The following is a 12,489-nucleotide window of genomic DNA, read 5'->3' on the forward strand; positions in this document are numbered from 1 at the left end:
CCGGGATCCGCTCCGCCGGTTCCCGGAGGGTCGATGGTCCCGGGTCCGTCGGGGGCCATCGGCCCTTCCCGTGTGCGGCGGACGGCAGTTGACTGGGCCGGCCATGGACAACAGCAGCAAGGCCGCGCCGCCACCGCCGAGTACGACGGCCTGATCGCCCGCCACCACGCGATGCGACTGCGGAGCCAACTCCTCACTCCCGCAGCACCCTTGGATGACGGGCCCGGCGCCTACACCGGTTCCGGCGGCCGAGAGGGCTACGACGGCGCCGGGGACCAGCACCTGATCCGGCGCGACCTCGACCTGGTCGCCCCGATCGCGGAGCCCGACCTCTACGACTGGCAGGCGCTCTCCGAACTCGGCCTGCACAAGCCCTGGTTGTCGCTCACACCGGTGACGGCCGGCCGCCTCGCCGACATCGTCGCCGCCGCCGGGGACTGGCGCGAGCACTTGGCCTGCGTCAGCGGCCCGGCCGGGATGGTCGCCTCGGCGCGGTCCGAACTTCTGGCGGTGGGGCTGCCGTTGGCGCGGGTGCGGTTCGACCAGGTGCTCACGCGGTAGCCCCCGTTCGGCGACGACCCCGCTCGGCGATGACCCCGTTCGGCGATGACCCCGCCTACCGGAAGCAGTAGGAGTCCGAGGAGGCGTCCCCGCCCGCCAGGTGCGTCTGGTGGACTCGCAGCCCCCGGAAGTCGGCGCCGTGCGGGAAGAAGCGCTCGTCGATGCTCAGCCCGCCGGCGACCGGGTCGGCGTCCAGCTTGACCAGCCAGGGTTCGATGCCGTCCGGGTAGAACTGGTCGTCCCAGGCGCCGTAGAGGGAGTTGGTGAGGTAGAGCCGCTTCCCGTCCCGGCTGATCTCCACCATCTGCGGTGCCCCGCTCAGCGGCCGCGCCGGCTCGGCCGGGTGCGGCGTCCGGGCGGCGACCCCGCCCAGTCGCACCGAGGAGGCCAGCCGGGGGTTGAACGGGTCCGAGACGTCGTACTGGAACAACTCGCCGGTGCCCCAGGCCGAGACGTACAGCCAGCGGTCGTCCACTGACAGGTTGATGTCGGTCACCAGCGGCGGCACCGCCCCGAACGGCCGCAGCGCGGGCGGCAGTTCATCGGCCGAAGCGGGCTCAGCGGGGATCTCGATCACCTTGCGCGCGGTGAACGCCGGGCCCTCCCGGTACCAGAGCCACACCGAGGAGGAGAGGTCCTCGACGTTCACCACCACACCGGCGAACCCCCACTCCGCCTGCGGGTCGTGCGCCGGACGCAGCTCCAGCACCATCTGGTACTGGTCCCCGAGGTCGACCCGCTGGAGGTGCCGCCCGGTGCCCAGCTCCCAGAAGTGCAGCGCGTGGCCGTACTTGCGGGCGAGCAGCTGCTCGGGCAGCACCCCGTCCTCGACCATCCACGGGGTACCCCACTCGCTGGTCACCCCGACGTCGGTCCCGAGGTGCCACCAGACGTCGTAGGCGAAGTGCTGCGGGCCGCGCTCCGTCTCCCAGGGGCGCAGCACGTCGAAGGTGGTGTGGTCCAGCAGCGCCACCCCGCCGGGTCCGTCGCCGCCGTCCCCGGCCCCGAGGCAGGACAGGAAGACGCCGTCCGGACCGCAGTGCAGGGTGTGCGGCCGCGAGTAACCCGCCTTCGCCGCAAGCTCCTCGGCCTCCACCGTCCTGACCAGTCGGGGCCGGACCGGGTCGGGACGGGTGTCCATCACGTGCAGCCGGGAGGACCGCAGCCCCGGCAGCAGCAGGAACCGCCGCTCCGGGTTCTCGTGGCAGGCGTGCGCCAGGGCGCTCGAGCAGGCGTTCCAGCCGAAGTGGTGCAACTCGTCGCCGAGCGTCGGCAGTTCGGCGAAGTTGAGCACCTTCCCGTAGCTCGCCGACGCGGGATCGGTGTCGACGGTGAGCAAGGCGTCCGGCCGCGCCCCGGACCGGTCGAACCCGGCCACGTACGCCAAGGTCTCCGGCGGCGCCGCGATCGCCTCGGTGGCCGACCGGTAGAGCGACGAATCCATCTCTTCTCCCAACTCGCCGTGTCCGTCCGGGCAGCGTTCCACACGGCCACCGGCGCACAGCAGGCGCACGAGAAGCGGCCGGGAGGCGCGCACGACTACCCTGGTCAGGGGCACGACAGACGGTCGGACCGTCGACCACCGAGCCGTCGACCACCGAGCCGGCGACCACCGGGCCGTGGCCACCCGGGCCGTCGGGGGCGGCTCCGCGCGGACGCTGCCGCGCGCCCCGGACCTACCGGCCGGTATGGTCGGGGGCGGAACGGGTGGTCACCGCCGTGGCGGCGGGCGGAGCGGAGGAACGGGTGCGGCGGCAGATGGAGTTTCGGGAAGACATCCTGGGTGCCCCCTACGAGGCGGCGGAGCTCGAGCTGCGTCCGGACGGCGAGGGCGCGGTGTGCGCGACCCTGGTGCGACGGCTGGTGCCGGGGGCCGAGCGGGCCGTGCTGTACATCCACGGGTACAACGACTACTTCTTCCAGACCAACCTGGCCGACCACTACGCCGCGCTGGGGTTCTCCTTCTACGCCCTGGACCTGCGCAAGTACGGGCGCTCGCTGCGGCCGCACCAGTCGCCGAACTTCGTCCGGGACCTCGCCGAGTACGACGAGGAGATCGACGAGGCGGTCCGGATCATCCGGGAGGTCGACGGCCACCGGCGGCTGCTGCTGAACGGGCACTCCACCGGCGGCCTGGTCGGCGCCCTGTGGGCGGGGCGCCGGGCCGGGCGGGGCGTGGTGGACGGGCTGTTCCTGAACAGTCCGTTCCTGTCGATGCCCGCCGGGGCGGTCGTGCGGACCGCCGGCGGCCCGGTGGTGACGGCGATCGGGCGGCTGAAGCCGACCCGGATCCTGCCCTCCTCGCTCAACCCGCACTACACCCACAGCCTGCACCGGGACCACAAGGGCGAGTGGGACTTCGACCTGAGGCTCAAGCCCGCCGAGGGCTTCCCGCTGTACGCGGGCTGGCTGTCCGCGATCCACCAGGGCCACCGGCAGCTGCGGCGCGGACTGGGCATCGACGTACCGGTGCTGCTGATGGCCTCGACGAAGTCCATCTCCACCACCACCTGGCACCACGGCCTGCACCAGGCCGACGCCGTGCTGCGGGCCGACGACATCTCCGCCCAGGGGCCGAAGCTGGGGCGGCACGTCACTGTCGTCCGGATCGAGGGCGGCATGCACGACCTGGTGCTCTCCGGGGAGGCGGCCCGTACCGAGGTGTTCGCCGAACTGGACCACTGGCTCGCCGCGTACCTGGACGTCCGGCCGGTCGGGGAGAACGCGTGACGGACGAGCCGGCGACGGACGACCCGTTGCCGGTCGGCCGGAACACCGACCTCGGCTTCGCCAAGCTGATGCCGGACATCGACCGGGACGGCGGCTGGCTGCTCACCCTGGACGGCACCCCGCAGTCGTACGTCGACCTGGCCGATCCGACCCACCTCGAGTTCGAGTACACCCGGCGGATCGGCCACCTCGCCGACGCCCTCGCCCCCGCCGGCCGTCCGCTGGACGTGCTGCACCTGGGCGGCGGCGCCCTCACCATGCCGCGCTACCTGGCCGCCACCCGTCCCGGCTCTCGCCAGCGGGTGGTGGACGTGGACGGGCCGCTGCTCGACCTGGTCGCCGAGCACCTGCCCTGGCAGGGCCCCGGCACGGACATCACCGCGACGGTCGGCGACGCCCGGGAGGCGCTGGCCGCCACCCCGGCCGGTTCGCAGGACCTGGTCGTCGCGGACGTCTTCCACGGCTCCCGCACCCCGGCCCACCTCACCTCGGTGGAGTTCCTGCGGCTGGCCGCGACCGCCCTGCGCCCCGGCGGCTGCTACGCCGCCAACCTGGCTGACGGTCCGCCGCTGGCCTTCGCCAAGGCCCAGGCGGCGACGGTCCGGGCGGTGTTCCCGTACGTCTTCCTGGTCGCGGAGGCGCCGGTGCTGCGCGGGCGCCGGTACGGCAACATCCTGCTGGCCGGTTCGACGGCGCCGCTGCCGACGGCGGAACTGACCCGCCTGCTCGCGGGCGACATCTTCCCGGCCCGGCTCACCGAGGGCGAGGAGCTGTCCGCCCTGGTCGGCCGGGCCGCCCCGGTCACGGACGCGGAAGCCACCGACTCCCCGCCCCCGCCGGACGGCGCCTTCAGCGTCGGCTGAGGGGGTCGCGCTCCGCCGTCCCAATCCGGCCCGGCGTTCCGAAGCGGGGTCACCGCCGGCTGGCAGGTCGTCCCGTCTCGCGGGCCGGGCCCACGGTGCCGGTGGGTACGGGTCGGGTTCGGCACGGGAGGCCGGTGTGGCCGACTTCTCGTGCGGTCAGTCCGGTGGCCCGGTGGGCCGTCCAGGCATGCGGTCACCGGGACGGGTGTCTCCCGGCCAAGGGCCTCGGTCATCGCCGAGGCCCTTGGCCTCCCCGAACCGGTCGCGACCCGAGTTCGGGGGTTCGGGGTCATTCGGGATCAGGGGACGATGACCCGGCGGCCACGGCTGTGGCCGGCTTGGCTGTCGATGTGCGCCGCCGCGGCCTCGGCGAGCGGGTAGGACTTCTCGACCGGGATGTGCAGCTTGCCGCGCGAGATGAGGTCGGTGGTCACGGCGAGCGCGGCCGGTACGCTCCCGGCCACGCCGGAGAAGCGGACGCCGAGCTCCGGTGCGCCGAGGTCGGCGATGGTGATCACCTTCTGCGGGTCCCCGGTCAGGTCGACGAGCGCGCGGATCACGCCCGAGCCGGCCAGGTCGAGGGCCGCGTCGACCTGGCCGAGCCGCCGCACCCGCTCGACCCAGCCCTCGCCGTACGTCGTGGCGAGGGCGCCCAGGCTGCGCAGGTAGTCCTGGTTCGCGGCCCCGGCCGTGCCGATCACCGTGATGCCGCGGTCGCGGGCGATCTGGAGGACCGCTGAGCCGACGCCGCCGGACGCGCCGCTGACCAGCAGCGTCTGCCCGGGCCGCACACCGACCTCGCGGATGATGCGCAGCGCGGTCTCCATCACGGAGGGGTATCCGGCCGCCTCTTCGAAGGTCAGGCCTTCGGGCATCCGGGCCCAGGCCGACAGCACGGCGAACTCGGCGTAGGTGCTGGAGCCTTCGCCGAACACGTGGTCACCGACCTCGACTCCTTCGACACCCTCGCCGACCCGGTCCACCACCCCGGCGGCGTCCAGACCGACTCCCGAGGGCAACTCGGTCGGATGGGCCCCCAGCTTCTGGCCCTCACGGATCCTCCAGTCGACGGGGTTCACGCCCGCCGCCCGTACGGCGATGCGTATCAGGCCGGGCCCCGGGTGGGGCTCCTCGGCGTCCACGAGGCGCAGAACGTCCGGACCGCCGAACTCGGCGAAGTTCACTTTCTTCATGCGGTGGACCGTAGCACTAACGGTTAGTGTTTTGAAACTGTTCCTGTTTCCTACCTGCTAGTGTCAGCTCATGACCGAACCGCCCGGACGTCGGGAGCGCAAGAAGGCCGCGACCCGCCAGAAGATCGCCGACACCGCCCTCCGGCTCTTTCTGGAACGGGGGTACGAGGCGGTGGGAATCCGTGACGTGGCCGCCGAGGCCGACGTGGCCGTCACCACGCTCTTCTCCCACTTCGCCTCGAAAGAGGCCCTGGTGTTCGAGCAGGACGGCGACTTCGAGCAGCGCCTCACCCGGGCCGTCACCGGCCGGGAGCCGAACGAGCCGCTCATCCCCGCGCTTCGCCGCGAGGTCCGGGCCCTGGTCCGGCACTGCACGGCGGACGGCGCCGCCCCGATCTGGCGCATGATCGAGGAGTCGCCCGCCCTGCGGGAGTACGAGGAGTCGATGAGGCTGCGCCACGCCGAGTCGCTGGCAGCGGCCATCGCCGCCGATCCCGGCCTGTCCCGGACCACGACGGCGAGCCGGACGATCGCGAGGTTCGTGATCGACGCCTACTCGCTGGCCCGCGAGGCGCCCGATCCGGACGCCGCCCTTGACGAGGTCTTCCGGATGATCGAGGCGGCCTGGGCCGTCACCTCCTCCTCCGGGAACCTCACCTGAAACCTCACCGGGAATCCCACCGGGACCCCTGCCGGGAACTTCACCGGCACGACCGGCCCGTAGTCGGGTCCGGCGCGTCGGGGGGAAGGGCGGCGGGAGGCGGGTGTCAGAATCGGCGGGTTCGGGCCGGGGTTGTCCACGGAGGAGTCGATATGAGCGGCGGCGGGGAACGGCCGGAGTTGGGGCAGGTGCCGGAGACGGCGCTGTGGACGCTGTGGCACCGGGCGCTGGAGGCGCGCCGGCCGGACGCCGTGCTCCACGACCCCAAGGCCGTCGAGCTGGTCGACCGGCTCGACTACCCCTTCTCGGAGCGGTTCGGTACCAGTGGCGTCCAGGCCCAGCTCCAGGCGCTGCGCGTGGCCTGCTTCGACCGCGAGGTGGCGGACTTCCTGGCACGGGAGCCGTGCGGCACCGTGGTCTGCCTGGGGGACGGCCTGGAGACCCAGTACTGGCGGATCGACAACGGGCGCGCCCGCTGGCTGAGCGTGGACCTGCCCGACTCGGTGGCGCTGCGCGAGGAGTTGCTGCCGCCCGGCCCGCGTCAGCGTTACCTGGCCGCCGACGCCACCGACCTGGGGTGGGCCGACGAGGTGGACCGCGGCCGTGAGGTGCTGGTCAGCGCGCAGGGTCTGCTGATGTACCTTCCGCCGTCCCGGGTGAGGTCCCTGATCGCGGGTTGCGCGGAGCGCTTCCCGGGGGGCTCGCTCGTGCTGGACTCCGTGCCGCGCTGGTTCAGCCGACTCACCCTGGCGGGGAAGACGCGTGGCCACGGGTACCGGGTGCCGCCGATGCCGTGGGCGATGGACGCGGATGAGCGGGGCAAGCTCCGCACCGCCGGTCCGGCGGTGGTGGCGGCGCGGGACGTCAGGCCGACCGGCGGACGCGGGCTCCTCGGCGCCCTGCTGCCACTGGCGATGACCATCCCGCCCCTGGCCACTCGCCGTCTCTCCGTCACAGTCCTGGACTTCGCCGGGCAGTTCGAGCGGTCGTAGACGGAGGACGGCGGCCGACGCGCGGGAGGTCCACCGGGAGCAGCGGCACTCGCTGACGCTCTTGCCGAGAAGGTTGGCCTCCGCCTCGACCCCGAGCGTCGCAACCGCCGGTGCCGCGGCTGTCAGCCGTTCCGCGCCCCCGTCGTGACCGGAGAACGCAGCGGGGCGCCCGAAGCAGCCACACACTGATCAGCCGTTGCGACGTGCGGCTTCGGACGTACGTGCCCGCTGACCGGCGTAGCGGTCGTCTCGCGTACTGTTCTGGCATGGCTCGATCCGATGGCACCCCTTCCGCTGGGCTGCGGGAACGCAAGAAGGCCGAGACCCGGGAGGCGCTGCGTGCCGCGGCCGCGCGGCTGTTCGCCGAGCGCGGGTTCGCCGAGACGACGGTCGCGGAGATCGTCGAGGCGGCCGGGGTGTCGCCGCGGACGTTCTTCCGCTACTTCGACAGCAAGGAGGACCTGCTGCTGCCGGATCTCGCGGAGTCGTTCGACCGGATGGTGCGCGAGCTGGCCAGCCGCCCGCACGGGGAACCCGCGTTGGTCGCGTTGCGCGAGGCGGTGCTGGCGGCGGTGGCCAGTGCCCCGCAGACCACGCTGGTCGCGCTGGCCCATCCGATCGAGGGCGCGGAGGCATTGGTGACGGACCGGCTGGTGTACGCCTTCGTGCAGTTGGAGAGCCGGCTCACCAAGCTGCTCATGGAGCGGTTGCCGCCAGGCCCTGACGTGGATCTGCGAGCTGCCGTGGTGGCGATGACGGCGATGTCGGCGGTGCGTGCGGTGGTTCGTACGGTGCGGGAGCGACGCAAGACCGAGGAGGTGCCGGTCGGCGCCTTCGCCCGGTTGCTACCGACCGCGTTCGCGGTGCTGGCCGAGGCGAGCGCGGACCTGTGACGGTTGCGCGCCCGCCCCGGGCCACCACCGGTCAGCCGGCCAGGTCCGCTTCGTCGGGACGGGTGAGGGCCGGGAGGTGGGAGCGCAGCGCCCGGGGGCTGTTCCAGCCGAGCGCGCCGGTGACACGGCCCTGCGTGTGGTAGAGGGCGACGAAGGAACGTTCCTCCGGATCGCCCTGAACCACCTCGACCTTCGCGTCGGCGGTGCACGTCCCGTACGCCTGGATCCTGGCGTCGTACTGGTCGCTCCAGAAGTAGGGGAGCGGTGCGTACGGTTCGTGGGCGCCGAGCAGATTGCGTGCTGCGGCGATGGCCTGCTCGGCGGCGTTGGTACGGTGCTCCAGCCGCAGGGTGCCGCCGAGGCGTGGGTGGTACCAGCGGGCGGCGTCTCCGGCGGCGTAGACGCCCGGCGCGGCCCGGCAGTAGGCGTCGCAGAGGACGCCGTCGCCGATGCGCAGGCCGCTGCCGCGCAGCCAGTCGGTGGCGGGTGTCGAGCCGATGGCCACCACCACGGCGTCGGCTTCCACCAGGGAGCCGTCGGTCAGCCGCAGCGCCGCCACCTGCCCGTGTGATCCGATCAGGGAGGTGACCCGCGCGCCGGCGCGCAGCCGTACGCCGTGGTCGGTGTGGAGCTGGGCCACCATGCGGCCCAGGTCTGGGCCAAGGCGTTCGGCGAGCGGGGAGGGGCCCTGGCAGATCAGGGTGGTCTCCAAGCCGAGGGTACGGGCGGTGGCGGCGACCTCGGAGCCGGTGAACCCGCCGCCGACGACGGCGAGCGTGGGCCGGCGCAGCAGGTGTTGGCGCAGACGAAGGGCTTCGTCCAGGGTGCGCAGGACGTGGACGCCGTGGAGGTCGTGCCCGCTGGGGAGTCGGCGGGGCGTGACACCGGTGGCGATGATCAGCCCGTCGTAGTCGAGGCTCGTGCCGTCGTCGAGTCGGACACCGCGCCGGTCGGGGTCGAGTGCTACGGCCCGGCGGCCGGGCCGTAGGTCGAGATCGAGCCGGGTGTAGTCGTCCGGGCCGCGCAGGGCCGAGGCGGTCGGCTGCCAGTCGCCGGCCAGGATCTGCTTGGACAACGGCGGTCTGTCGTACGGGAGGTGGGGTTCCTCGCCGATCAGGGTCAGTCGGCCGTGGTAGCCCTCGCGGCGGAGTGTTTCCGCCGCCGTGAGCCCGGCGGCGGAGGCGCCGACCACGACCACGCGACGCAGCGCGGTGCTCATGCGCCGGCCTTGCGGGGTACCGGGGTGTGCTCGCTCACCGGGCGTCCACCCGGATGGCGGCGGCGGGGCAGCGAGCGGCCGCGTCTCGGACCGGAGTGTCCAGGTGCGTGGGCGGGTCGGGGTCGAGGAGGACGGCGATGCCGTCGTCGCGCTGGTCGAAGACCTCGGGAGCGGTCATGACGCAGGTGCCCGCGCCGCAGCAGCGGTCCTGGTCGAGGGTGATACGCATGCGGTGTCCTTGCTGGGGTGTCGGGGCGTGGTTCACCAGGTGACGGGCAGCTGGTGCAGGCCGTAGATGATCATGTCGTCGCGGAACGGCAGCTGGTCGGCCGGGACGGCCAGTCGCAGGCCCGGGAAACGGGCGAACAGCGAGGTGAGCGTGATCTGGAGTTCGGCGCGGGCGAGTTGCTGGCCCAGACACTGGTGGGGGCCGTAGCCGAAGGCGACGTGGGCGGCGGGGTCGCGGGTGATGTCCAGCCGGTCCGGGTCCGTGATGCCGAGGCCGGGGTCGCGGTTGGCCGAGGGAAGTGAGGCCACGACGTACTCGCCGGCCTTGATCGACAAGCCGCGGACGGTGAGGTCCTGGGCCGCCACCCGGACCAGGCCGAACTGGATGATCGTCAGATGGCGCAGCAGTTCCTCGACCGCTCGGTCGGCCAGGGCCGGGTCCCTGCGGAGGGCGGCGAGCTGGTCGGGGGACTCCAGCAGCGCCAGGCTACCGAGCGCGATCATGTTGGCGGTGGTCTCGTGGCCGGCGATCAGCAGAAGCGAGCCCAGGACGGTGACCGCGATGTCGGTCAGCGGGCTGTCCGGATCGGCGTCGGCCTCGGCGATCAGGCCGCTGAGCAGGTCGTCCCCCGGCTGCTCGCGCTTGGCGGCGACCAGGGTGGAGATGAAGGAGGCGAGGTCCGCCCTGGCCTGCTGTGCCTGCTCGGGCGAGGATTCGATGGCCAGCAGTCGGCCGGCCAGGCCGTGGAAGGTCTCGCGGTCGTCGTAGTCGACGCCGAGTAGTTCGCAGATGACCAACGAGGTGACCGGTAGAGCGAGTTCGGCGACCAGGTCGACCGGCCCGCCACGCCGTTCCATCGCGTCCAGGCGCTCGTCGACGATCTGCTGGATCCGCGGCCGGAGCTGCTGGACGCGCTTGACGGTGAACGCCCGCATGACCGGGCGCCGGTACCGGGCGTGTTCCGGTTCGTCCAGGCGCAGCAGTGCCCCCGGGAGTGGCTGCTCGGGCAGGGCCGTCGGCGCGGGGCGGACGTGTGGCGCGGCGGTGCTCAGTCGTGAGCTGAACCTGGGGTCGGCCAGTATCGCGCGGACGTCCTCGTACCGGGTGGCCAGCCAGCCGGAGCCGCCGCTGGGGAAGGAGATCCGGCTGATCGGAGCCTGCTCGCGCAGCCGGGCGTACTCGGGCGCTGGGTCGAAGGGGCAGCCACGCTGCCTGGGCAGGCCGGGCAGGTCACTCGGGACTGCAGGGTTGACGATGGCGTCGGTCATGGATTCCTCCAGTGGTTTCTGCGGGGGACGGGAGGCCTGCGGGCATGGCGGCATGCCGTCGGTGCAGGGCCGGCCCGACGAGCGCGATCGCAAGGAACAGGCCCGATCCCACGATCAGTTGGGCGTCCGGCGTCCACCGGTCGAGGACGAGCCCGGCGCCGAGCGCCAGGACGACCAGCAGCACCTTGCCCAGAATCAGGTTTCGCAGCGGCAGTCGGAGCGGTCCGACCTGGCCCCTGCGGCGGCGGCGCTGCCATCTGAGCGCCTGCGCCAGGGTGGCGAGCACAGCCATCAGGGCCAGCGAGTGCAGGGCACGCTGCCATGCGGGGCCGTGCTCCACGAACGCCCAGCGCCAGCCGAAATAGGCCCCGGCCGCCGCATAGCCGATGTGGATCAGGCGACGGCCCGGGACACCGCCCCGGAATCTGAAAAGTGGCACAACTGCCACAATAGAGAAAGTGGCACAAGTGTCAAGATGTGCTGCCCGTGGAGCCGCTGCGACACCCGGACCGACAGGCGTGTCCGATTCGGCCTTCGACGAGCGTCAGCGAAGAGGGCAGGGCGCTGGGTGTTGTGCGCGGGGCGCGCCGAGTTCGTTGCGGAGCTGCCGCAGAAAGCGTCGTTCTCGCACGTCAGAGCTTCATCGGGCAGGTGTTCGCGTCGCGCGGGGTCTGCTGGTGTACCTTCCGCCGTCCCGGGTGAGGTCACTGGTCGCGGGTTGCGCGGAGCGCCTCCCGGGCGGCTCGCTCGTGCTGGACTCCATGCCGCGCTGGTTCAGCCGACTCACCCTGGCGGGGAAGACGCGTGGCCACGGGTACCGGGTGCCGCCGATGCCGTGGGGCGGATTGGCGGGTCGCCGCGCCAGGGCCGCTCCGCGAACGGGTCCTGGTCAGCCCATGGTGAAGACGAAGCTGTCGGAGTCGTAGTAGTCCGGCAGGTGGACCAGGAGCGATCCCGGGTGCGGGGGGTCCGCCTTCGACCACTCCTGCGGGCCCAGCAGGTGCGCGGAGTAGTCGCTGGAGGGGACTCGTGGGACGAACACGAGGCGGAAGGTGTCCTCCTGGGCGTCGGGTGCGAACCGCCAGAGCTGCTCGGCACGCCCGGTGTCGGACCGACACGTCTGAAGGGTGACGGTGACGCTGTTTCCGCCCGCGGTGGTGCCGTCGAGACAGGTTCCGGTGGCGGTGTTGCGCAGCTGGTAAGTGTCCTCTCCGGCCGGTAGCCGTTGCCAGTGCTGGGTGGCCTGGCCGTTGCACTGCTGGAGCTGGAGCTGGAAGGGGCCGGCGGCCCGGGTACTGGTCGTGAGGCCGATGCAGAGCCCCGAGCCGTGGTTGACGAGCGGAAGCCCGCCGACGACCGGTGGCGCGGGGGCGGCCGGTGGCGCGGTGGACGGGGTGGTGTCGACGGACGTGGCGGCTGCCGGCTGCACGGAAGGTGCGGAGGTCCCGGTGGGCGCCGCGGTCGAGGGGGATGCGGTGGGAGAAACGGTGGCCATCGCGGCCGAGCCGATTTCCGGTGACGCGTCGTCGAAGCCCTGGGCCGGCAGCGTCCTGCCGGTGGCGGACAGGGTCGGGGCGTCGACCGGCAGGGGGTGTTCACCGGCCCCCTCCACCGTGCTGAGGAGGAGGCCGGCGATGGCGAGTGCGGCGAGGGCGCCGGCGGTGGCCGAGGCAAGGGGTATGAGCAGGCGTCGGCCGGTGCGACCATCGGTGCGCGCCGGTCGGCGCAGGCGCCGGCTGCGACCGGGGGCGACGGGCGCGGGCTCGTCGGACTCCGGACCGTTGGGCGCGGCCACGGCTTCCTGGTGGCGGCGCGCCGACCTGGTGGCGGTGGGCTCGTCCCGCTGCCGGCGGCCTGGAACCCGATCGGCCGAATCGGCT

At 72.8% G+C, this 12,489-nt stretch carries 13 protein-coding genes; 6 read left to right on the forward strand and 7 right to left on the reverse strand.

Annotated elements, in window-relative coordinates; genetic code table 11:
- The first annotated feature begins 72 nt into the window (after positions 1-72).
- Positions 73-561, forward strand: a complete 489-nt coding sequence (locus ACH4J0_RS11790; protein ID WP_396238799.1) for a hypothetical protein — start codon at positions 73-75, stop codon at positions 559-561.
- 55 nt (positions 562-616) lie between these two features.
- Here the strand turns inward: ACH4J0_RS11790 and ACH4J0_RS11795 are convergent, their stop codons facing one another.
- Positions 617-2,005 (reverse strand): selenium-binding protein SBP56-related protein, encoded by a 1,389-nt coding sequence (locus ACH4J0_RS11795; RefSeq protein WP_396238801.1) that lies wholly within the window; start codon positions 2,003-2,005, stop codon positions 617-619.
- 314 nt (positions 2,006-2,319) lie between these two features.
- Between ACH4J0_RS11795 and ACH4J0_RS11800 the strand changes: the two genes are divergently transcribed.
- The gene (locus ACH4J0_RS11800; RefSeq protein WP_396238803.1) at positions 2,320-3,291 is read left to right on the forward strand and encodes an alpha/beta hydrolase; all 972 of its coding nucleotides are present in this window, start codon (positions 2,320-2,322) and stop codon (positions 3,289-3,291) included.
- Between the two features lie 68 nt (positions 3,292-3,359).
- The gene (locus ACH4J0_RS11805) at positions 3,360-4,154 is read left to right on the forward strand and encodes a spermidine synthase (protein WP_396238965.1); all 795 of its coding nucleotides are present in this window, start codon (positions 3,360-3,362) and stop codon (positions 4,152-4,154) included.
- A 299-nt stretch (positions 4,155-4,453) separates the two neighbouring features.
- On the opposite strand, the gene ACH4J0_RS11810 is transcribed toward ACH4J0_RS11805, so the two are convergent.
- Positions 4,454-5,347 carry an NADP-dependent oxidoreductase gene (locus tag ACH4J0_RS11810; RefSeq protein WP_396238805.1) on the reverse strand — a complete coding sequence of 298 codons (894 nt, stop codon included), beginning with the start codon at positions 5,345-5,347 and terminating at the stop codon, positions 4,454-4,456.
- Between the two features lie 70 nt (positions 5,348-5,417).
- On the opposite strand from ACH4J0_RS11810, the gene ACH4J0_RS11815 reads away from it, so the two are divergent.
- From ACH4J0_RS11815 to ACH4J0_RS11825, 3 genes are all read left to right on the forward strand, one after another.
- Positions 5,418-6,008, forward strand: a complete 591-nt coding sequence (locus ACH4J0_RS11815; protein ID WP_396238807.1) for a TetR/AcrR family transcriptional regulator — start codon at positions 5,418-5,420, stop codon at positions 6,006-6,008.
- Between the two features lie 152 nt (positions 6,009-6,160).
- Positions 6,161-7,000 (forward strand): class I SAM-dependent methyltransferase, encoded by an 840-nt coding sequence (locus ACH4J0_RS11820; RefSeq protein ID WP_396238809.1) that lies wholly within the window; start codon positions 6,161-6,163, stop codon positions 6,998-7,000.
- A gap of 266 nt (positions 7,001-7,266) precedes the next feature.
- Positions 7,267-7,893, forward strand: a complete 627-nt coding sequence (locus tag ACH4J0_RS11825) for a TetR family transcriptional regulator (protein ID WP_396238811.1) — start codon at positions 7,267-7,269, stop codon at positions 7,891-7,893.
- A 31-nt stretch (positions 7,894-7,924) separates the two neighbouring features.
- On the opposite strand, the gene ACH4J0_RS11830 is transcribed toward ACH4J0_RS11825, so the two are convergent.
- From ACH4J0_RS11830 to ACH4J0_RS11850, 5 genes are all read right to left on the reverse strand, one after another.
- The gene (locus ACH4J0_RS11830; protein WP_396238813.1) at positions 7,925-9,112 is read right to left on the reverse strand and encodes an NAD(P)/FAD-dependent oxidoreductase; all 1,188 of its coding nucleotides are present in this window, start codon (positions 9,110-9,112) and stop codon (positions 7,925-7,927) included.
- A 34-nt stretch (positions 9,113-9,146) separates the two neighbouring features.
- Positions 9,147-9,341 carry a ferredoxin gene (locus ACH4J0_RS11835; RefSeq protein WP_396238815.1) on the reverse strand — a complete coding sequence of 65 codons (195 nt, stop codon included), beginning with the start codon at positions 9,339-9,341 and terminating at the stop codon, positions 9,147-9,149.
- Positions 9,342-9,373: 32 nt separating this feature from the next.
- The gene (locus ACH4J0_RS11840; protein WP_396238817.1) at positions 9,374-10,609 is read right to left on the reverse strand and encodes a cytochrome P450; all 1,236 of its coding nucleotides are present in this window, start codon (positions 10,607-10,609) and stop codon (positions 9,374-9,376) included.
- Positions 10,572-11,048, reverse strand: coding sequence for a hypothetical protein (locus ACH4J0_RS11845; RefSeq protein ID WP_396238819.1), 477 nt, complete (start codon positions 11,046-11,048; stop codon positions 10,572-10,574). The genes ACH4J0_RS11840 and ACH4J0_RS11845 overlap by 38 nt, the downstream gene beginning before the upstream one ends.
- 450 nt (positions 11,049-11,498) lie before the next feature.
- The gene (locus tag ACH4J0_RS11850; RefSeq protein WP_396238821.1) at positions 11,499-12,404 is read right to left on the reverse strand and encodes an RICIN domain-containing protein; all 906 of its coding nucleotides are present in this window, start codon (positions 12,402-12,404) and stop codon (positions 11,499-11,501) included.
- Between the last annotated feature and the right edge of the window lie 85 nt (positions 12,405-12,489).

Source organism: Kitasatospora sp. NPDC017646, from assembly GCF_044329365.1.
Lineage (GTDB): Bacteria > Actinomycetota > Actinomycetes > Streptomycetales > Streptomycetaceae > Kitasatospora.